Origin of the sequence: Streptomyces sp. SID12501, assembly GCF_010550245.1 — a bacterium.
GTDB lineage: Bacteria > Actinomycetota > Actinomycetes > Streptomycetales > Streptomycetaceae > Streptomyces.
The window spans coordinates 76,660-97,430 of record NZ_JAAGLU010000031.1; the positions used below are offsets into that span (position 1 = coordinate 76,660).

The following is a 20,771-nucleotide window of genomic DNA, read 5'->3' on the forward strand; positions in this document are numbered from 1 at the left end:
CCGCACCCGACAACGCACCGAACGGAACCGAACCACTTACCGCCCAACCGCAGAGCACTCCGCACAGGTACCGAAGATCTCCACCGTATGAGCCACGTTCACAAACCCGTGCTCCACGGCGATCGCCTCCGCCCACGTCTCCACCGCAGGCCCCTCGACCTCCACCGCCTTGCCGCACACACGGCAGACAAGGTGATGGTGATGGTCACCGGTCGAGCAGCGCCGGTAGACCGACTCACCGTCGGACGTCCGAAGGACATCCACCTCACCGGCGTCCGCCAGGGACTGCAGTGTGCGGTAGACGGTCGTCAGCCCCACCGAGTCGCCCTTGTGCTTGAGCATGTCGTGGAGGTCCTGGGCACTGCGGAACTCGTCGACCTCGTCCAGCGCCGCCGCCACAGCGGCACGCTGGCGGGTGGATCGTCCCTTAACGGGCGGACCGGCCGTCGTCACCGTTGTTCTCCTCACGTCTGCGCTTGCCGGGCCATTGTGCCAGCCCGGACTGTGCGCGGTCAGACGCCCGCCTTGCCGGAGGCCTCCCGGCTGGCCGGAATCACACACTCCGCCGGGTCCCCGGCCGTCTGCGCGGTAGCCGCCGCACGGGCCCGGCGGCGGGCCACCGGTGTCGCCAGCGCGGTGAGCGCGATGAACGCGCCGATGGTCAGCAGGACGATCGTCGCACCGGGCGGCACATCCTGGTAGTACGAGGTCACCGTCCCGCCGATCGTCACGGACACGCCGATCGCCACCGCGATGGCGAACGTGGCCGCGAAGCTCCGGCTGAGCTGCTGGGCCGCCGCCACCGGAACCACCATCAGGGCGCTGACCAGCAGCAACCCCACCACCCGCATCGCGACCGTCACCGTGATCGCCGCCGTGATCGCGGTGAGGAGGTTGAGGGCCCGGACCGGCAGGCCCGTCACCCGGGCGAACTCCTCGTCCTGGCTGACCGCGAAGAGCTGCCGACGCAGACCGATGGTGACCAGGACCACGAAGGCCGCGAGTACGCAGATCGCCGTCACGTCGGATTCGCTGACCGTCGACAGCGACCCGAACAGATACGAGGTCAGGTTGGCGTTCGAGCCCGTCGGCGCGAGGTTGATGAACATCACGCCGCCGGCCATACCGCCGTAGAACAGCATCGCGAGGGCGATGTCGCCGCGCGTCTTGCCGTACCAGCGGATGAGTTCCATCATCACCGCGCCGACTACGGCGACGCCCGTCGCCATCCACACCGGTGAGGTGTTCAGCAGGAAGCCGAGGCCGACGCCCGTCATCGCGACATGGCCGATTCCGTCACCCATCAGCGCTTGGCGGCGCTGGACCAGGTAGATGCCGATCGCGGGGGCCGTGATGCCGACGAGTACCGCGGCCAGCAGGGCCCGCTGCATGAAGGCGTAGTCGAGGAAGTCCATCAGCTCAGCAGTCCCGTCCGGATCGGTTCGGCGTCGTGAGCCGCGTGCGGGTGTACGTGGTCGTGGCCGGGCAGGGCATGCTGTCCGACCGCGTGCGGCGGCGGCCCGTCGTGCGTCACGCATCCGTCGCGGAGCACCACCGCCCGGTCGATCAGCGGTTCCAGCGGCCCGAGTTCGTGCAGCACGAGCAGCACCGTCGTACCGGCCGCGACCTGCTCCCGCAGCGTCCGGGCCAGGACCTCCTGGCTCGCCAGGTCGACGCCCGCCATCGGCTCGTCCATGATCAGCAGCTCGGGTTCGGAGGCGAGGGCGCGGGCGATCAGTACGCGCTGGTGCTGGCCGCCCGACAACGCGTTCACCGAGTCCTTGGCGCGGTCCGCCAGCCCGACGAGGCCGATGGCCCGCTGAACGGCCTCGTGGTCGGCCTTGCGCAGCACACCGAAGCGGGCGCGAGAGAGCCGGCCCGACGCGACGATCTCCGTGATCGTCGCGGGTACGCCACCGGCCGCGGTCGTGCGCTGCGGTACGTAGCCCACGCGCCGCCAGTCCGTGAAGCGCCGGCGGGGGACACCGAACAGCTCGATCTCGCCCGCGCTGACCGGGACCTGGCCGATGACCGTGCGGATCGCGGTCGACTTGCCCGAGCCGTTGGCGCCGAGCAGCGCGACGACCTCACCGCGGTTCACGGTGAGGTCGATGCCCCGCAGGACCGGGCGCGAGCCCAGTTCGGCGCGTACACCGCGCAGCGAAATGACGGGCTCGCCCATGCCTGCATCCTCCGTAACGATCATCAACTACCGCTCATTTACAGCTCATTCACCGCTCATTTGGCGCCCAGAGCCGTCCGCAGCGCCTTGAGGTTGGCCTTCATGACCGCGATGTAGTCGTCGCCCCGGGACTTCTCGGTGATGCCCTCGAGCGGATCCAGGACGTTCGTTGTGAGGTTCGCGTCCTCGGCGAGGGTCTTCGCGGTCTTGTCGGAGACCAGTGTCTCGTAGAAGACGGTGGTCACTCCGTCCGCCTTCGCCTCCTGCTGAAGTTCCTTCATCCGCGCGGCACTCGGCTCGCTGTCCGGGTCCACACCGGTGATGGCCTCCTGGGTCAGGCCGTAGCGCTCGGCGAGGTAGCCGAAGGCCGCGTGGTTGGTGAAGAACACCTTCGTCTTGGTGTTCTTCAGGCCGTCCTCGAACGAGGTGTTGAGCGAGGTCAGCTTCGCGGTCAACGCCTCGGTGTTCAGCTTGTATTCCGCCGCGTTGGTCGGGTCGGCCTTCTGGAAGGCGGCGCTCACACCGTCGGCGATCTCGGCGTACTTCACCGGGTCGAGCCAGACGTGCGGGTCGAGGGCGGAGGCGTCCTCGTCGGAGGGCGCTTCCTCACCCTCGTGGCTGTGCTCGGTGCTGCCGTGCTTCTCGAGGGTGGTGAGGGTTGCCGCGTCGATCTTCGTCTTCGCCTCGGACTGCGACACCGCCTCGTCGACGGCGGGCTGGAGGCCCTTGAGGTACAGGACCGCGTCGGCCTTCTGCAGGTCCACGGTCTGCTTGGCGCTGATCTCCAGGTCGTGCGGCTCCTGACCGGGCTCGGTCAGCGTGCTGATGGAGACGTGCCTGCCGCCTATCTGCTCGGCGAGGTACTGCATCGGATAGAACGACGCCACGACATCGAGCCTCCCGCTGATGTCCCGGTCGGCGGCGCTCGAATCCGAGGAACAGGCGGACAGGGCCCCGAGGCCGAGCGCGGTGGCCGCCGCGATCGCGGTGCCCGATATGAGTCGTCGTACGTTCATGACAGTCATTTTCAATGATTCTGGAAACGATTGTCAACAAGCGGGTTTTTCGGGCGCGTGCCGGGCATGGTCCGGGGCGCGGGCGAGGCCCTCGCGAGGCTCGTGGCCCAAACCGATTTGATTGGGGGGCGGGCCCCGCCGGTAACCTGAAGCATTCGCTCTGAAGCGCGTCCGCTTCCGCCCCTGGAACGCGTCCGCTTCATCGCCCGTCGTCGTAAATCGTCGTAATGAAGAGAGCACCGTGGCCGCCGACAAGATCGACACCATCGTCAGCCTGAGCAAGCGCCGTGGCTTCGTATTCCCGTGCAGTGAGATCTACGGCGGTCAGCGCGCCGCCTGGGACTACGGACCGCTGGGTGTCGAGCTCAAGGAGAACCTCAAGCGTCAGTGGTGGCGCTACATGGTGACGTCGCGCGAGGACGTCGTCGGTATCGACTCGTCCGTCATCCTGGCCTCCGAGGTCTGGGTGGCGTCCGGTCACGTCGCCACCTTCTCCGACCCGCTCACCGAGTGCACCTCCTGTCACAAGCGCTACCGCGCCGACCATCTGGAGGAGTCCTACGAGGCGAAGCACCACCGCCTCCCGGAGAACGGTCTCGCGGACATCAACTGCCCCAACTGCGGCAACAAGGGCCAGTTCACCGAGCCCAAGCAGTTCTCGGGTCTGCTGTCCACGCACCTCGGCCCGACCCAGGACTCCGGTTCGGTCGCCTACCTGCGCCCCGAGACCGCCCAGGGCATCTTCACCAACTTCTCCCAGGTGCAGACCACTTCGCGCCGCAAGCCGCCGTTCGGCATCGCCCAGATGGGCAAGTCGTTCCGCAACGAGATCACGCCCGGCAACTTCATCTTCCGCACCCGCGAGTTCGAGCAGATGGAGATGGAGTTCTTCGTCAAGCCGGGCGAGGACGAGAAGTGGCAGGAGTACTGGATGCAGGAGCGCTGGAACTGGTACACCGGCCTCGGCCTCCGCGAGGAGAACATGCGCTGGTACGACCACCCGGCCGAGAAGCTCTCGCACTACTCCAAGCGCACCGCCGACATCGAGTACCGCTTCCAGTTCGGCGGCAACGAGTGGGGTGAGCTGGAGGGCGTCGCCAACCGCACGGACTACGACCTCAACGCCCACTCCAAGGCCTCCGGCCAGGACCTCTCCTTCTTCGACCAGGAGGCCGGCGAGCGCTGGACGCCGTACGTCATCGAGCCCGCCGCCGGTGTCGGCCGCGCGATGCTGGCGTTCCTCCTCGACGCGTACAACGAGGACGAGGCGCCCAACGCCAAGGGCAAGCTGGAGAAGCGCGTGGTCCTGCGCCTCGACCCGCGTCTGGCGCCCGTCAAGGTCGCGGTCCTGCCGCTGTCCCGCAACCCCGAGCTGTCCCCGAAGGCCAAGGGCCTGGCCACCGCCCTGCGCCAGAACTGGAACATCGAGTTCGACGACGCGGGCGCGATCGGCCGCCGCTACCGGCGCCAGGACGAGATCGGTACGCCGTTCTGCGTCACGGTCGACTTCGACACGCTGGACGACAACGCGGTGACGGTTCGTGAGCGGGACACGATGAAGCAGGAGCGCGTGTCGCTGGACCAGATCGAGGGGTACCTGGCGCAGCGTCTCGTCGGCTGCTAGGTCCTGCTCGACGCGGCGGGGGTCTGGGGGCTGCCGCCCCCAGACCCCCGCTTCGGCCTGAACGGCCTCGTCCTCAAACGCCGGACGGGCTGATAAGTGGCCCCGGAGTCCTGTGACTCCGGGGCCACTTGACGTTCTAGCCCGCCGTCGGGTCCACCGTTGCCTGATGCTCCTCGGCGAGGTGTTCCTCCGCCTTCAGCCAGGGCAGGAACTGCACCTTCTTGCGCCAGCCGCACGTGTCGCAGCTCATGAGGCGCTGTGCCCCGGTGCGCGTGACGTGGACTATGTGCTCCCGCCCGTGCTGGTCCCAGCGGCTCACCTTGCTCGTGTTGGTCTGCAACATGACCTCTCCGCTGTCCAGGGGATGCGTGCAGGTGTGAGTGTGCAGCAAGAGCAACATCAACAGGGGTCGTATGTGTGAAGAGTTGACAGTTGATGCGTCTGATACGTCATGGGCGCTCAGGGCTCGGTACCGGGAGCGATCAGGCCCGTCTCGTAGGCCAGTACGACCGCCTGGACCCGGTCGCGCAGCTCCAGTTTCGACAGGATGCGGCCGACGTGCGTCTTGACCGTGGTCGGGCTGAGGAACAGACGTTCCGCCAGCTCGGCGTTGCTCAGGCCCGTTGCCATCAGGCGCAGGACCTCCAGCTCACGGGGTGTCAGACCAGACAGGTCGGCGTGGCGGGCGGGCGCCTTCGGGGGTTCCTGGCGGTGGGCGAAGCGTTCGATCAGGCGGCGGGTGATCGCGGGGGCGAGCAGGGCGTCGCCTGCCTGGACCAGGCGTACGGAGGCGACCAGATGCTCGGGGGTGACGTCCTTGAGGAGGAAACCGCAGGCGCCGGCGGTGAGGGCGGCGTAGACGTAGTGGTCGAGGTCGTAGGTGGTGAGGATGACGACGCGGGTTCCCCCGGCCTCCGGGGCGTCGTCGGCGAGGATCCGCCGCGTGGCCTCGATACCGTCCATGCCCGGCATCCGGATGTCCATGAGCACCACATCGGGCCGGGTACGGCGCACGGCGGCCACCGCCTCGGCCCCGTCGGCCGCCTCGGCGGTCACCTCGATGCCGTCGGCGGCCAGGATCATCCCGAAGCCCGTACGCACCAGCGCCTGGTCGTCGGCGATGACGGCGCGCAGCGGTGGGTGGGGCGGGTGTTGCGGGTGCTGTGGACGGGGTTGGTTCACGGGGTCCGCCACGGGACTCTGGCCGTGATGCGGTAGCCGCCGGCGAGGGTCGGGCCGGCGGTCAGCTCGCCGCCGTAGACCGTCAGCCGTTCACGCAGCCCGATCAGACCGCGGCCGTTGCCGGTTCCCGTGGGTCCCGTGGTTCCAATGGGTCCCGTGGTGCCGATGGTGCCGATGGGTCCGGTGGTTCCGCGCGTGTTGCCGACCTCGATCTGGAGGCAGTCGTCGGTCCAGCCGATCAGGACGGAGGCCTCGGCGCCGGGTGCGTGCCTGATCGTGTTGGTCAGCGCCTCCTGCACCACGCGGTACGCCGTCAGGTCCACCCCGGGCGGCAAGGGGTCGGGCGGCAGCGACACCGCGACGACGACCGGGGTCCCGGCGCCGCGCACCCGCTCCGTCAGGGCGTCGAGGCGGTCCAGGCCGGGCTGCGGCTCCAGTCCGTCGGCCGGAGTCTCCTGCGGGCCACCGGTGTCCGGGGCGGCCAACAGGCCCATCACATGCCGGAGTTCGGCCATCGCGGCCCGGCCCCCGGCCTCGACGGCGAGCAGCGCCTCCTTCGACCGCTCGGGCGCCGTGTCCATCACCTTGCGTGCCGCACCGGCCTGGATCACCATCACGCTCACATTGTGGGTCACCACGTCGTGCAGCTCGGCGGCGATCCGCGAGCGCTCCTCCGCCACGGCCCGCCGCATGGCCTCCTCCTGGGTCCGCTGCAACCGCGTGAACCGGTCCCGGCCGGCCGCGACGCGCCGCCGCCAGAAACGGACCAGACCGGCCAGCACCCCGGCGATCAGCAGCACGACCCCGGGACTCGACCAGCCGGGGAGCAGGGGCTCCGCCCGCTGGAACGCGAGGCCGGCCAGGACGGCGCCGACGACCATCGCGGCGATGGCCCCCACCCGGTAACGGCTGTGCATGACGGCGCTGTAGGCGCCGATGACGCAGGTCAGCACGGTGATCCAGGAGGCTTCGTCGCCGATGGCCACGGCCGCGCCCAGCACCACCGCGAACACCGCGAGCGGATACCGGCGCCTGGCCAGCAGCGGCAACGTCGACAGGACGACCAGGGGCCAGGGCGCGAGGGGTGCCTCGCCCTCGACGAACCCTCGCCGGGACGGGACGGGCGGAACGGGCGGCGGGCTCGGCAGCACGTTCTCGGCGCCGGGCGCGCGTACGCTCACGCTGTCTCTGTACTCGGTCGACGGGAAGAAGCGCACCGGGCCGTCGCCGGGATAGCGCGCCGCGACGATCAACGCGACGACGGTCAGGACGACCGCCAGCGCCAGATCGACGCCCACCGCCCGCCGCGACAGCGGAGCGGGTCTCGGCTCCGGCCGCAGCGTGTCCCGCAGTTGCTGACGCCAGTGCCATGAGCGCCGGTGCGGGTCCTCCGCCCCCATCGGCGTCTCCAACGGCGTCGTGCCGATCGGCGTCGTCTCCATCGGCACATTGTGCGGCCGGTCGCCCCGCCCCGCGCCCCTCCGCACCGAACGGCCCAACAAGCCGTTCCTCAGGCCTACTTCGCAGGGATGACCCCATGGCCGGGTCCTCCGCGGGGAGGGCCGGACGTCGGTGCCGAGGCCGACGCGCCGCGACGACGCCCGCCCCTACCTTCACCGAGTCCGACAATTTTCCGCTCGAACCGACCGTAGGGACAGGCGAGTTCATGACTCAGGTGATTCAACTGGAGGATGTGGCCAAGCGCTACGACAGCGCAGGCAGGCCCGCACTCGGGCCCCTCACGCTCACCGTCGAACAGGGTGAGGCACTCGCCGTGACCGGCCCCTCCGGCAGCGGCAAGTCCACCCTGCTGAACCTCGTCGCGGGCCTGGACCGGGCGACCGAGGGCACCGTGTCCGTGGCCGGCCGGCAACTCGGCGGCCTGACCGAGCACGCGCTGGCCCGGTTCCGCCGCGAACAGATCGGCATGGTCTTCCAGTTCTTCAACCTGCTCGACGATCTCACCGTCACCGACAACATCCAGCTCCCCGCCCAACTGACCGGAACCGCACGGCGCGAGACGGCGGCCCGCGCCGGGGAACTCATGGAGGTGCTCGGCATCCAGAAGCACGCCCGCGCCTATCCGGGCCGGCTCTCCGGCGGTGAACGCCAGCGGGTCGCGGTGGCCAGGGCCCTGGTCAACCGCCCCGCCCTGCTGCTCGCCGACGAGCCGACCGGCGCCCTCGACACCGCCTCGGGCGAGGACGTACGGGAGCTGCTGGTCGAGCTGCACCGAGGTGGGCAGACCATCGTGCTGGTCACACACGACCTGGCACTCGCCGAGGCGTGTGCGAGCCGGACCATCCAGCTCGTCGACGGCCACCTCGCCCTCGACACCCGGGCGGGGGCGGCCCGTTGAACGCCTCCGGCTTCGGTATGGGCATGGGCTTGGGCTTGGGTGGTGCGCTCGGCAGGGTCGTACGGTCCGGGGTGGGGCGGCGCCGGGTGCAGACCGTGGTGATCGCCATCGCCACGATGATGGCCGTGGCCTCGGCGGTGGTCGCCGGGTCGCTGATCGTCGCCTCGAACGCCCCCTTCGACCACGCCTTCGCGCAGCAGCACGGCGCGCATCTGACCGTCCAGTTCGATCCGGGCAGAGCGAGTACGGCGCAGCTCGCGGCCACCGGGGAGGAGACGGGCGTCACCGCGAGCGCGGGACCGTACCCCGCCACGACGATCAAGCCGGTGGACTCGAGGGGCGGCCACCTGCCGACGCTGACGCTCGTCGGACGGTCCGATCCGCGGGCCGACGTGGACGATCTGGACCTCAAATCCGGCCGGTGGACGGCGAAGCCGGGCGAGATCGTGCTGAACTCGTCGCTCGTAGGACCCGACCTCGGGCTCGGCTCCACACTCCAGGCCTCGGCCGCCGCCGGCAGTCCCACCCTGACGATCGTCGGCTTCGCCCTGTCGGTCAGCAGGACCGCCGACGTCTGGGCGACCCCGGCCCAGGCCAGGGCGCTGGCGTCGAAGGAGACGCCGCTCACCAGCCAGATGCTGTACCGCTTCGACTCGGCCGGGACGGAGAAACAGCTCACCGCCGACCGGAAACAGCTGGCCGCGGCCGTGCCGTCCGGCGCGCTGCTGGGCAGCCAGTCCTATCTGCAGACCAAGCGTGACGCCGACCAGGGCGCGGCGCCGACCATCCCCTTCCTCGTCGCCTTCGGAGTCCTCGGCATCGTGATGTCGGTGATCATCGTCGGCAGTGTGACCAGCGGCGCGGTCGGCTCGAGCCTGCGCAGGATCGGCATCCTCAAGGCCATCGGCTTCACCCCGCGCGAGGTCGTACGCGCCTATGTGGCCCAGGCGTTGATCCCGGCCGCCGTCGGCATCGGGTTCGGCGTCGTCCTCGGCAACCTGCTGGCCGTACCCCTCCTCGACGACACCGAGCAGGCGTACGGCACCGCCACGCTGGGCGTGACGTGGTGGGTGGACGTCGTGGTGCCGGCCGCCGCGCTGCTGGTCGTCGGGCTCGCCGCGCTGGTGCCCGCGCTGCGCGCCGGGCGGCTGAGTACGGTCGAGGCCATCGCCGTGGGCCGGGCCCCGCGCCCCGGACGCGGCCAGTGGGCGCACCGGGTGGCGGGACGGCTACCGCTGCCCAGGGCGGTGACGTACGGCCTCGCGAGCCCCTTCGCGCACCCGGTCCGCACCGTCGCGATGCTGCTCGCGGTGGCCTTCGGTACCGTCGCGGCGACCTTCGCGGTGGGGCTGACCGCGTCCCTGACGGCGGTGGGTGCGGCGGCCGATCCCGAGGAGAGCGCCGCGGTCACCGTGTTCGGCGGCGGCGGACCGGGAGACGCCGCCCCCGGTGGATCCCAGCGGGTAGAGGGCAAGTCCGAGGCCCCGGCCGCCGCCCCGGCACGCATCCGCGCGGCCATCAAGGCGCAGGAAGGCACCGCCTCGTACTACGCCATGACCCGGAACGACGGCGCCGTGGCCGGGGTCACCGGCTCGGTACCGGTCGTCCTCTACCAGGGGGACTCCCGGGCCGGCAGCTACGAGATGATCTCCGGGCACTGGCTCGACGGGGCCGGCCAGGTCGTGGTGGGCTCAGGCTTCCTGGAACGGACGGGCACCGAGCTCGGTGACACGGTCCGGGTGACCTACGAGGGGGACACCCGGACCCTGCGGATCGTCGGCGAGGCCTTCGACACGTCGGACGGCGGCCTGCAGATCCACGGGAACATCGCCGACTTCCCCGCGGCCCAGCCCCGGACGTTCCTCGTCGAGGTGAAGCCGGGCGTCTCTCCCGTCGAGTACGCCACGAAGCTCGCCGCGGTGGTGCAGCCGCTGGGCGGCGACGCCATGGCCAACGCCCCCTCGGCGAACGACAACTTCATCATCATCCTGGAGTCGATGGCGGCACTCCTCACCCTCATGCTGGTCTCCGTGGCCGGCCTCGGCGTCCTCAACTCCGTCGTCCTGGACACCCGGGAACGCGTCCACGACCTCGGCGTCTGCAAGGCGCTCGGGATGTCACCACGCCAGACCGTGAGCCTCGTACTCGCCTCGGTGGCCGGAATCGGCGTGCTCGGCGGTCTGATCGGCGTACCCGCCGGCTTCGCCCTCCACGGCTTCGTACTGCCGGTGATGGGCCATGCCGCCGGCACCGAGCTACCACCGTCCATCCTCGACGTGTACGACCCCTGGCAGCTACTGCTCCTGGGCCTGGCAGGCATCGCCATCGCGCTGCTGGGCGCCCTCCTCCCGGCGGGCTGGGCAGCGAAAGTGCGTACGGCAACGGCCCTGCGCACGGAGTGAGGGGGCGCCGCTGAGAGGAGGGCTGGGGGTGGGCACGGGCTGGGGAGCGGAGGCGGGGTGGTGATGGGGCGGCGCGGTGACGGGGCAGGGCGGTGACGGGGCAGGGAGCAGCCCCGCAGGGGCGCTCCCGCCAGGGGCGCGGGGAACTGCGCGACCAGCCACAGCGCACCCGCACCCGACAACGAAACCACCTGCCCCGAGCTCTCAATCGCACCGGGCCGGAGGCCAAAGCGACTCACCCCGCGGTGCGCGCCCCCGCAGAGCCCCGCACACCCGCATCCCCGCCTTCACGCGAAGCGCCCTCTCCGTCCTCCAGCCGCCCGGCCGCCCGCTCCGCCGTCCGCCGGGCCCAGCCGCCGGTCGTGACGGCGCCCAGGATCAGTACGGCCAGACCGCAGCCCGCGATGATCCACCAGCCGGGCCGCGCCGCGTCTGCGAACACCTCCTTGTACGGGCCCGCCCCGATGCCCGACGCCAGCACCGCGCCGATCACCGCGACCCCCAGCGTGCCGCCGGTCTGGCGGCTGGTGGAGGCGACCGCGGCGGCCACCCCGGCCTGGGAGCGGGGCATGCCCGAGACCGCCGTGTTGGTGATGGGCGCGTTGACGAAGCCGAAGCCGAGGCCGAACACGAAGTACCCGATGACCAGCGTCACGTTCGACGACTCCGCGTCGAAGGCGGCGAACAGGACCCCGCTCACCGTCATCCAGACCCCGGCCATGAGCAGCGAGAACCGTGGACCCCGACTGCCGACCAGCCGCCCCGAGATCGGCGCGCACACGAAGCACATCACCGCCATCGGCAGCATCCACAGACCGGCGTGCAGCGCGGACAGCCCCCGCACGTTCTGCAGGTACAGCGTCGACAGGAACAGGAACCCGCTCAGCGCCGCGAACGCGCTGACCGCGATCACGGTCGCCCCGCTGAACGGCACCGACCGGAAGAACCGCAGGTCGATGAGGGGTTCGGTGCGCCGGCGCTCGTAGTACAGCAGCCCGAGCAGTGCGGCCAGGGTGACCGCCCCGAAGGCGAGCGTGTGCGTGACCGGCGAACCGGGCGCCTCGATGATCGCGTACGTCAGCGAGCCGAGCAGCGCGATGACCAGGACCTGGCCGACCGGGTCCGGGCGGCGGGCCTTCGGCGCCCGGGACTCGGGGACGTACCGCAGGGTCAGCAGGAGCGCGGCGAGGCCCACCGGCAGGTTGATCCAGAAGATCGAGCGCCAGCCGACGGTGTCCACGAGCAGGCCGCCGATGATCGGCCCGGCGGCCATGGAGATGCCGACCACCCCGCCCCACACCCCGATCGCCCGGGCCCGCTCGCGCGGGTCGGTGAAGGTGTTGGTGATGATCGACATGGCGACCGGATTGAGCATCGAGCCGCCGATCGCCTGGACCATGCGGAACACGATCAGCCAGTTGAGGCTCGGGGCGAGCGAGCAGAGCACCGAGCCGAGCGTGAACAGCACCAGCCCGGTCAGGAAGACCCGGCGGCGGCCGATCCGGTCGGCGGTCGAGCCCGCCAGCATCAGCAGCGAGGCCAGCACCAGCGTGTACGCGTCGAGCGCCCACTGCATACCGGCCACACTCGCGCCCAGGTCCCTCTCCATGGAGGGCAGCGCGACGTTGAGCACGGTGACGTCGAGGCTCACGATCAGCAGGCTCATGCAGCAGATCGCGAGCACCAGCATGCGGCGGCGGGGACTCAGCTCGGACATGCGGTCCATAGTACGGCTAACTAACGACTTTGGCTGTACTCCGTTCGGTGCGCGAGAATGGCCTGATGTCCACGCCCGTGACCGCCCCCGCAAGCCTCCTCCGGATCGGCCCGCACACCGTGCAGCCGCCCGTCGTCCTCGCGCCCATGGCCGGGATCACGAACGCACCCTTCCGCACCCTGTGCAGGGAGTTCAGCGGAGGTAAGGGCCTGTTCGTCAGCGAGATGATCACGACTCGGGCGCTGGTCGAGCGCAACGAGAAGACCATGCAGCTGATCCACTTCGACGCGACCGAGAAGCCGCGCTCGATCCAGCTGTACGGCGTCGACCCGGCGACCGTCGGCAAGGCCGTCCGCATGATCGCGGAGGAGGACCGCGCCGACCACATCGACCTCAACTTCGGGTGCCCCGTCCCGAAGGTGACGAGGAAGGGTGGCGGCTCGGCTCTCCCGTACAAGCGGCACCTGCTGCGCGCGATCCTGCGCGAGGCGGTGTCCGGCGCCGGGGACATCCCCGTCACGATGAAGATGCGCAAGGGCATCGACGACGACCACATCACCTACCTCGACGCCGGCCGTATCGCGGTGGAGGAGGGTGTGACGGCCATCGCGCTGCACGGCCGCACCGCCGCCCAGCACTACGGCGGCACGGCGGACTGGGACGCGATCGCCCGCCTCAAGGAGCACGTGCCGGAGATCCCCGTACTCGGCAACGGCGACATCTGGTCGGCCGAGGACGCGCTGCGGATGGTCCGGGAGACCGGGTGCGACGGGGTCGTGGTCGGGCGCGGCTGCCTCGGTCGGCCGTGGCTGTTCGCGGACCTGGTGGCCGCCTTCGAGGGCCGTACGGAGGCCATCGCGCGTCCGTCCCTCCGCGAGGTCGCCGACATCATGGTCCGGCACGCCACGCTGCTCGGTGAGTGGATCGGGGACGAGCCGCGCGGGGTCATCGACTTCCGCAAGCACGTCGCCTGGTACCTGAAGGGGTTCGCGGTCGGCTCCGAGATGCGCAAGCGTCTCGCGATCACGTCGTCCCTGGCCGAACTCCGTTCCGGCCTCGACGAGTTGGACCTCGACCAGGCCTGGCCGCTCGGCGCCGACGGGCCCCGCGGCCGTACGTCGGGCAACAACCGGGTGGTGCTGCCGGAGGGCTGGCTGAAGGACCCGTACGACTGCGCGGGCGTGAGCGAGGATGCGGAGTTGGACACGTCCGGGGGGTGAGGTTCCCTTCGGTAGCGTCGTCGTCTGCGGGTCCGTTGTGGCTGGTCGCGCAGTTCCCCGCGCCCCTTCGGGCGCTTACGGGTGCGGCGTCGAGCCGTATGCCGTCAGGAACTTGTCGCGGAACTCGCTCATCTTCCAGACCGGGGCGTTGTGGGCGGGGCGCAGGCCGTCCGACCAGTTCCAGTCGGCGATCTTGTCGAGGATCTTCGGGTCCTTGGCCACGACCGACACGGGCACGTCACGACTGGCGTTGCTGCCGCTGACCCGGGACATGGGCTGGTGGTCGCCGAGGAAGACGAGGACGGTGTTGTCGGTGCCGTACCGGGTCAGCCAGTCGATGAGGCTGGTGACCGAGTACTGGATCGACTTGCCGTACTCCGCCTTGGCCTCGGGGCCGTTGTAGAGGACGTCCTTCGGGTTCTTGCCGGCCTTCTGGATCGCGTTGAACACCGTGCCGTCGCCGAGTTCGTCCTGCGGGACCGTCTTGGGAAGCGGCGCCCAGGGCTGGTGGCTCGACGTCAGGATGATCTCCGACATCAGCGGCTTGGCCTGCTTCCTGCCGTGCTCCAGGCGCTGGTAGGCCTCCAGCGTGTACTGGTCAGGCATGGTCGACCAGCTGAACTTCGGTCCCTTGTAACCGAGATCCTTCGCCGCGTAGTTCTTCTCCAGGCCGTAGAACTTCGCCTCCGGCCAGCTCTTCTGCACGCCCGGCATCACGCCGACCGTCCGCCAGTCGCCGGTGCGCCGGAACACCTCGGGGAGGGTGAGGCGGTCGCTGTTGACGAGGGTGCGGTAACGCTGCTGGTTGTTGATCCACAGGCCCGACAGGAACGTGGAGTGGCCGAGCCAGCTGCTGCCGCCGTACGTCGCCGACGTCAGCCAGCCGCTCTTCGCGGCGAACCCGGCGTTCGTCAGGGCCTGGGTCTGGTCGGCGAGCGTCTGGTCGACGCCGGGCGACATGATCGGGTCCTCGATCGCGCTGCGGCCGTAGCTCTCGATGAACGTGAAGATGACGTCCTTGCCGCGCAGGTCCGGCACCAGCTGATCACCGGGCGTCTTGGCGAACGGGTCGTTCTTCGCCAGCTCCTTGAACTCCGCCTCGTCGTGCAGAGTGTCGCTCACCCGCCGCGCGTGCACTTTGACGACCCCCGCGGTGTGGTCCGAAGCGATCGGCACCCCGCCGACCGTGAGGCCGAGGGACATGCAGGTGATCCAGACGGTGCCGGCGATGAGCGCGCCCTTGGTGGCGACGGCGTTGTGGCGGGCCAGCTGGTTGCTGAGCCGCAAGGTCGCGAAGGCCGTCCCGACGAGCAGGAACAGCACGAGCAGGAACACCCCGATGGTGGCCGCGATCGACCCCACCGCGCCGAAGGAGTCGGTGAGGTACGCCTGCGCGTCGCTCAGCAGCGTCCAGTCGAGCAGCACGTTGAAGTGCCGGCCGAGGAACTCGACGAACCCCATGTCCAGCAGGTTCACCACGGTGACCGCACCGAGGAAGACCCCGATGCACGCCGCCGTGATCACGCGCGGCCGACGTGGCATCGCGAGCAGCACGACGGCCCCGACGATCGCCTCGGCCGGAAGCCGCAGGAACTCCGTGATCCGCAGGTTGCCGAAGGTGTTCGGCATCTGCAGCGAGACGAGAACGAGAAGCCCGGAGAGGGCGGTCACCGCCCAGCCGAGGTTGCGGGCGGCGATGGGGTGCCGGGTGCGCCAGTCGGGCTTGGGGGCTGTCCTGGGCGCCGTCTGCTCGGCCTCGGTCGCCTCGGTGGTCTCAGTGGTGGCCTTGCCGGGCGCTGCGGCGGCCGTGTCTGCCTCGTCGGCGGGCTTGTCGGGTTCTACTACGGCGGTCGCGGTCGGCTTCTCGGCCGCCGGTTCAGCCTCCGCCTTCGTCTCCGTCTCCGAGGCCGGTTCAGCCGTCGCGGTTGCCTCCGGCCCCTCAACCGCCGTATCGGCGGCATCGGTTGCTTCAGTGACCGGCTGACTCGAAGGCACCTCGGACGGTGCCTCGGAAGGGCCCTCGGGGATGGCGTCCGTCGATGGGTTGGTGCGAGTGAACTGAGGCACCCCGGAGGTCCTTCCGTGTGAAGCCGTGCAGGAGGCGGCGGACCCGGCGCGGGAGCCGAGGTCCGCCACCATCCCGTACGGCGGGCCCTCAGCCTCCGTTCAGCCTCCGCGCCCAAGCACCCGGCAAACACCGGGCAAACGCCTCACCAAGCCGACCGGCCACACACCTCGCAGTACGTCCCCTCAGGCGCCCCCGACCGCCGTGAGCAGCGCCAACGGGGCCGCCGCCGACCGGGACTCCCGTACGCACGCGTGCGGGTAGGGCACCGGTTCGCCGTGGGTGTCGCGGCCGTAACCGGCGAGGACCTCGGGGAGGCGGTGGCCGGTGGCGGTCGCCGCGTCGACGAGGGCGTGGGCGACCGTACGGGCCTCGTCGTGCAGGCCGTACCGGGCGAGGCCCAGGGTGATCAGGGCGTTGTCGTGCGGCCAGACCGAGCCCCGGTGGTAGGAGAGGGGATGGTAGGCGGCCTGGCCCGACGCCAGTGTCCGTACGCCCCAGCCGGAGAAGAAGTCCGGTTCGACCAGGCGTCGGCCGACCTTCTCGCCGAACTCCTTGTCGAGCAGCCCCGACCAGAGCAGATGGCCCGCGTCCGAGGCCAGCGCGTCGACCTGCTTGCCCTCGCCGTCGAGCGCGAGAGCCGGGAAGGAGTGCTGGGGCATCCAGAAGTCCCGCTGGAAACGGTCCCGGAGGTCGGCCGCGGCCTGTTCGAGGAGAGCGGCGTACGTCTCGTCGTCCCATACCGTGCGGGCGAGTTGGGCGGTACGGCGCAGGGCGTCGTACGCGTAGCCCTGGGCCCCCGCCGCCATCACCGGGCCGCTTGCGCGGGTGCCGTCGGCCGAGCAGATGGCGCCGGGGGAGTCCTTCCAGTTCTGGTTGGCGAGGCCGCCCTGGTCGGCCCGGTAGACCAGATAGCCACGGGATGTCAGGCCGCCGTGGTCCAGCATCCAGCCGATCGCCGCACGGGCGTTGGCCTCCAGGCGGCGGGCCAGAGCCGTGTCGCCGGTCTGCTCGACGTACGCCCCGAGGAGCACCAGGAAGAGCGGGGTGGCGTCGACCGAGCCGTAGTAACGCCCGTACGGCACCTGCCCGAAGTGGGCCAGCTCGCCGTGCCGTACCTCGTGCACGATCTTGCCCGGCTGGGCCACGGAGTCGGGGCCGACCTCGGTCGCCTGGGTCGCGGCGAGCGCCGGGAGGGTGGCGGCGGCGAGTTGGGGGCGGTAGGGGAGTGCGAAGAGGGAGGTGAGGAGTGCGTCGCGGCCGAGAAGGGTGAGGAACCAGGGCGCCCCGGCGGCCGGTACGCGCAGCTCCTCACCGTCGGGTCCGGTCGCGGGGACCTGCATCGACGCCAGGTCGGAGAGACCGCGTGCGCAGGCCGCCGCCAACTCCGGCCAGCCGGTGGGGAAGGCAACGCCCTCGACGAACTCCCCTTCCAGGGCGAGGAGTTGGTCATTGGCAGCGGATGGAGAGGCGGGGACCAGCGGCTCCTTGGCCGCGCCGTGCGGGCGGGCGGCGACGCGCAGCGCCAGTTCCGCCGAACCGTGCGCTTCCAGGTCCAGGGTCCAGACGAGGCGCCGGGCGCCGGTGCCGGTCTCCTCGACGCCGTCGGGGGCGGGCTCGGCGGTGACCGTCGTACGGGACAGCCACTCACCACGCCGGTAGCTGAACTCGACGCCGTCGTCGAGCACTTCGCGTTTGCGGACGGCGCCTGACTTGACGTACGTCCGGTAGTCGGAGCGCAGCTCGAACTGGTCGGTGAAGTCGGCGTCGGCGGTGACCGCGATCCGGACCGTCACCGGCACCGGCCGGTTGCTGGTCACCCGCAGCGACTCGACGAACGCGCCGTCCGCGACGGCCTGTTCACGGAAGAGCGTGTAGGCGGGCGGCTCCTGACGGCCCCCGCGCGGTACGAGGACACAGCGCGCGGTGTCCCCGTCGGCGACCGGGCTGAGCGTCTCGGGCACGGCGCCGTCGACGGTGAGCTGCCAGCGGCTCAAGTGCCGTGCGTCGCGTACGAATAACCCGTCGGGCTGGCTGCTTCCGCGTACGCCGCTGATGTCCCCGCCGTCGCCGACGGCCGCGAACGTCCCGCCGTGCACGAGCAGATGATGCCGGTCCGTCATGCCCGTTCGCCTCCCTTGTCATCCATGTCGCTCATGTCGCTCATGCCATTCACGTCACTCATGCCACTTGTGCCGAATACGGTGTTGATGTCGCTGTCGCCGAAGGGCTGTTGGTGGAGCAGGTCGAGGGTGAGCGCGGCGGTCCAGCCGAAGCCGAGCGCCCCGCAGGCCTCTCCCGTGTACGGGTCCACGTACTCCGCGAACTCCGTCGCGTCGGCGGTCTCCAGCAGCGCCGTGCGCAGCGCGTCGGCGTGCGTCTGCTCGCCGTGCTGCCGCAGCCCGCGCTCCACCAGCCACCCCGTGTTGAACCAGGCCGGCCCTCGCCAGTAGCGGTGCGGGTCGAAGGCCTCGCCGAGCAGGTCGTAGGACGGCACGAGGCGGGCGGCGCCGCCGACCTCGAAGTGCGGCCCGCGCGCGGTACGCACGAGGGTGTCGGCGATGTCCCGGGGGAGCGTGGGCAGCAGGAGCGGGATGAGCCCGGAGACGCTTCGCTCGGGAATGAGGGCGCCCTCCACCACGTCGCGGCAGAAGAACATCCCCTCCGCCGGGTCCCACAGCCGCTCCACCAGGGCCGCCGTCAGGCGTTCCGCGCGGGCGTGGCGGGCCGTCCCCGTCGCGCCCAGTTCGCGGGCGATACGGGCCAGCGCGTGCTCCGAGGCGATCAGCAGCGCGTTGAAGGAGGGATCCTCGACGGCGAACTCGTTCGCCCCGTCCTCATAGCCGGCGTCCCGGTAGTCCGTGGCCAGTCGCACGTACCGCCCGTAGTCCAGGTCGGTCGGCCGGTCCTCGGCGGCTCCGTGGTCGAGGTCGGCGCGGCGGAAGGAGCGGGCCGGGGCCGGGGTGACGCGGCTCAACGGGGTGTCCCAGCAAGGGCTGTTGTCCATACCCTGTTCCCAGGGGTGCACGACCGACGCGAGGCCGCCACCGCCCAGGTCGCGGCGGTGCAGCAGATAGCGGTGCCAGGCGGCGAGCGCCGGGTAGGCGCGGGCGAGGAAGCCGCGCGACCGGGACAGCCCGGGGTCGGCCTGGTGCACCAGCCAGACGGCCAGCGCGTGCACCGGTGGCTGCACGATGCCGGACGTCTGTACGGTGCGCGGGGCGCCCGCAGCGCGCCCCGCGGTCGAGGAGCACCAGAAGTCGGGGCTCGGGAAGTACGCGTCGAGCGGGACGGAAGGGTTGAAGACGATGTGCGGGATCCGCCCGTCGCCCCACTGGGCCGAGAGCAGCGTCTCCAGCTCCGTCTGCGCGCGCAGGGGCGACAGATGACGCAGGCCGATCGCGATGAACGCCGAGTCCCAGGACCACTGGTGCGGATACAGGCCGCGCGAGGGCACCGTCGAGGTACCGGTCCAGTTGCTCTCCAGTACCTCGGCCGCCCTGATGTGCAGGGTGTGCGGGGCATGTGTCGTAACGTCCGCTTCGTATACGAAGGAGTGCCCCGTGCTGCGGGCACGGGAGGTCAGCTGGGCAGTGCGATCCACTCGGGGCTCCCCGAAGACGTTCGGCCCGACCGGTTCGGTTGGGCCACCGTAGAGTTACGTCTATTTAACACGCATAACTCAATATGTAATGCAAGCTTGAGAAACACAAGGGGGTGCGCATGAGTGGTCGTGCTCAGGCGAGCGCCGGCGATCTGCTCGAACTGGTACGCAGTGGACGCGCCACGACTCGCGGTGCCCTGCAACAGGTGACGGGTCTCTCACGCGCGACGGTCGGCCACCGGCTGGACCGGCTGTTCCGTGCGGGCTGGCTGCGCGAGGGCGCCTCGGGCCCGGTCGACTCACCGCTCGGCGGTCGCCCGTCGATCACTCTGGAGTTCGACGACGCCCACGCCGTCGTCCTCGCCGCAGACCTCGACACCCGTCACGCCCGCGCCGCCGTTCTCACCCTCACGGGTGAACTTCTCGCGGAACACTCGGGCACGCTGGCCGTCGACGACGGCCCCGAAGCCGTACTCGGCGAACTCGGCCGCTGGTTCGTGGAACTGCTGACGAAGGCCGGCCATCGCCCGTCCGAGGTCTGCGGCATCGGCCTCGCGGTACCGGGCCCGGTCGACATGGACACCGGCCGCGTCGTCCAGCCGCCGATCATGCCCGGCTGGGACGGCTACGACATAAGGGCCCGGCTGGCCCGCGCCTTCGCCGAACACGCGGACGAGCCGGCCGCCGCGAGGGTCCCGGTACTGGTCGACAACGACGCCAACCTCATGGCGTACGGCGAACAGCGCACCGGGTACCCCGACTGCTCGGCCTTCGTCCTGGTGAAGGTCTCGACGGGCATCGGCGCGGGCGTGGTGGTCGGTGGTTCGGTGTTCCGGGGCATCGACGGCGGCGCCGGGGACATCGGGCACATCCGCGTCCCGCAGGGCGCCGAGGCGCTCTGCCGGTGCGGGTCGTACGGCTGCCTGGCCGCCATCGCGAGCGGTGGCGCCGTCGCCCGCCGGCTCACCGAGACCGGGGTGCCGGCCGCGTCGGGCTCGGACGTACGGGACCTGCTCGCCGCCGGGCACCCGGGAGCGCTCGCGCTCGCGCGGGAGGCGGGCCGGAGCGTGGGGGACGTACTGGCGACGGTGGTGACGCTGCTCAACCCCGGCGTGCTGATGATCGCGGGCGACCTGGCCGGCACGCCGTTCCTGACCGGCGTACGGGAACTGCTGTACCAGCGGGCGCTGCCGCGCTCGACCGCTCATCTGGACGTGGTGACGTCGAGGCTGGGGGAGCGGGCGGGGCTGGTGGGGGCCGGGGCGATGGTCGTGGAGTACCTGTACGCGCCGGAGCGGGTGGAGGAGCGGTTGACGGCGCTCGGGATGTGACCTTGTGACGAGGGTGTTTCCCTCTCTTGTCGGCGTCCGCATGGTGAAATTCCGGCGCCCGTGAGTGCG

General features: G+C 70.7%; 16 protein-coding genes. 5 read left to right on the plus strand and 11 right to left on the minus strand.

Annotation, left to right across the window (positions count from 1 at the left end; translation table 11 throughout):
- Positions 1–36: 36 nt before the first annotated feature.
- The 4 genes from G3I71_RS32230 to G3I71_RS32245 are packed head-to-tail and all read right to left on the minus strand — an operon-like array spanning position 37 to position 3,198.
- Positions 37–453 (minus strand): transcriptional repressor, encoded by a 417-nt coding sequence (locus tag G3I71_RS32230; protein ID WP_164320164.1) that lies wholly within the window; start codon positions 451–453, stop codon positions 37–39.
- A 59-nt stretch (positions 454–512) separates the two neighbouring features.
- Entirely contained in the window at positions 513–1,415 is a 903-nt protein-coding gene (locus tag G3I71_RS32235; RefSeq protein WP_164320166.1) for a metal ABC transporter permease, read from the minus strand.
- On the minus strand, positions 1,415–2,182 hold the full coding sequence (locus tag G3I71_RS32240; RefSeq protein WP_164320167.1) for a metal ABC transporter ATP-binding protein: 768 nt from the start codon (positions 2,180–2,182) through the stop codon (positions 1,415–1,417). The genes G3I71_RS32235 and G3I71_RS32240 overlap by 1 nt, the downstream gene beginning before the upstream one ends.
- A 56-nt stretch (positions 2,183–2,238) precedes the next feature.
- Positions 2,239–3,198 (minus strand): metal ABC transporter substrate-binding protein, encoded by a 960-nt coding sequence (locus G3I71_RS32245; RefSeq protein WP_164320168.1) that lies wholly within the window; start codon positions 3,196–3,198, stop codon positions 2,239–2,241.
- A gap of 241 nt (positions 3,199–3,439) precedes the next feature.
- Between G3I71_RS32245 and G3I71_RS32250 the strand changes: the two genes are divergently transcribed.
- Entirely contained in the window at positions 3,440–4,822 is a 1,383-nt protein-coding gene (locus tag G3I71_RS32250) for a glycine--tRNA ligase (RefSeq protein WP_164320170.1), read from the plus strand.
- A gap of 136 nt (positions 4,823–4,958) precedes the next feature.
- Here G3I71_RS32250 and G3I71_RS32255 read toward each other — a convergent pair whose 3' ends face one another.
- From G3I71_RS32255 to G3I71_RS32265, 3 genes are all read right to left on the minus strand, one after another.
- Positions 4,959–5,165 (minus strand): hypothetical protein, encoded by a 207-nt coding sequence (locus G3I71_RS32255; RefSeq protein ID WP_164320171.1) that lies wholly within the window; start codon positions 5,163–5,165, stop codon positions 4,959–4,961.
- A gap of 116 nt (positions 5,166–5,281) precedes the next feature.
- Positions 5,282–6,004, minus strand: coding sequence for a response regulator transcription factor (locus tag G3I71_RS32260; protein WP_164320172.1), 723 nt, complete (start codon positions 6,002–6,004; stop codon positions 5,282–5,284).
- Positions 6,001–7,446, minus strand: coding sequence for a sensor histidine kinase (locus G3I71_RS32265; protein WP_239149466.1), 1,446 nt, complete (start codon positions 7,444–7,446; stop codon positions 6,001–6,003). The genes G3I71_RS32260 and G3I71_RS32265 overlap by 4 nt, the downstream gene beginning before the upstream one ends.
- A 224-nt stretch (positions 7,447–7,670) precedes the next feature.
- Here G3I71_RS32265 and G3I71_RS32270 point away from each other — a divergent pair, with 224 nt between their 5' ends.
- Both G3I71_RS32270 and G3I71_RS32275 read left to right on the plus strand, forming a co-directional pair.
- Entirely contained in the window at positions 7,671–8,363 is a 693-nt protein-coding gene (locus tag G3I71_RS32270; RefSeq protein ID WP_164320174.1) for an ABC transporter ATP-binding protein, read from the plus strand.
- A gap of 23 nt (positions 8,364–8,386) precedes the next feature.
- Positions 8,387–10,765 carry an FtsX-like permease family protein gene (locus G3I71_RS32275; RefSeq protein ID WP_164320176.1) on the plus strand — a complete coding sequence of 793 codons (2,379 nt, stop codon included), beginning with the start codon at positions 8,387–8,389 and terminating at the stop codon, positions 10,763–10,765.
- Positions 10,766–11,000: 235 nt separating this feature from the next.
- Here G3I71_RS32275 and G3I71_RS32280 read toward each other — a convergent pair whose 3' ends face one another.
- Positions 11,001–12,482 (minus strand): MFS transporter, encoded by a 1,482-nt coding sequence (locus tag G3I71_RS32280; RefSeq protein ID WP_239149467.1) that lies wholly within the window; start codon positions 12,480–12,482, stop codon positions 11,001–11,003.
- Positions 12,483–12,547: 65 nt separating this feature from the next.
- Between G3I71_RS32280 and dusB the strand changes: the two genes are divergently transcribed.
- Positions 12,548–13,702 (plus strand): tRNA dihydrouridine synthase DusB, encoded by a 1,155-nt coding sequence (dusB, locus tag G3I71_RS32285; RefSeq protein WP_164320179.1) that lies wholly within the window; start codon positions 12,548–12,550, stop codon positions 13,700–13,702.
- Positions 13,703–13,777: 75 nt separating this feature from the next.
- On the opposite strand, the gene G3I71_RS32290 is transcribed toward dusB, so the two are convergent.
- The 3 genes from G3I71_RS32290 to G3I71_RS32300 all read right to left on the minus strand — a co-directional run bounded on the left by G3I71_RS32290 (position 13,778) and on the right by G3I71_RS32300 (position 19,371).
- Positions 13,778–15,769, minus strand: coding sequence for a CDP-alcohol phosphatidyltransferase (locus G3I71_RS32290; protein WP_164320180.1), 1,992 nt, complete (start codon positions 15,767–15,769; stop codon positions 13,778–13,780).
- 183 nt (positions 15,770–15,952) lie between these two features.
- Positions 15,953–17,890 (minus strand): glycogen debranching N-terminal domain-containing protein, encoded by a 1,938-nt coding sequence (locus G3I71_RS32295; RefSeq protein ID WP_164320181.1) that lies wholly within the window; start codon positions 17,888–17,890, stop codon positions 15,953–15,955.
- Positions 17,887–19,371, minus strand: a complete 1,485-nt coding sequence (locus G3I71_RS32300; RefSeq protein ID WP_164320183.1) for a trehalase family glycosidase — start codon at positions 19,369–19,371, stop codon at positions 17,887–17,889. Before G3I71_RS32300 ends, G3I71_RS32295 begins: the two co-directional genes overlap by 4 nt.
- Before the next feature lie 119 nt (positions 19,372–19,490).
- Between G3I71_RS32300 and G3I71_RS32305 the strand changes: the two genes are divergently transcribed.
- Positions 19,491–20,702, plus strand: coding sequence for an ROK family protein (locus G3I71_RS32305; protein WP_164320184.1), 1,212 nt, complete (start codon positions 19,491–19,493; stop codon positions 20,700–20,702).
- Positions 20,703–20,771 lie beyond the last annotated feature (69 nt).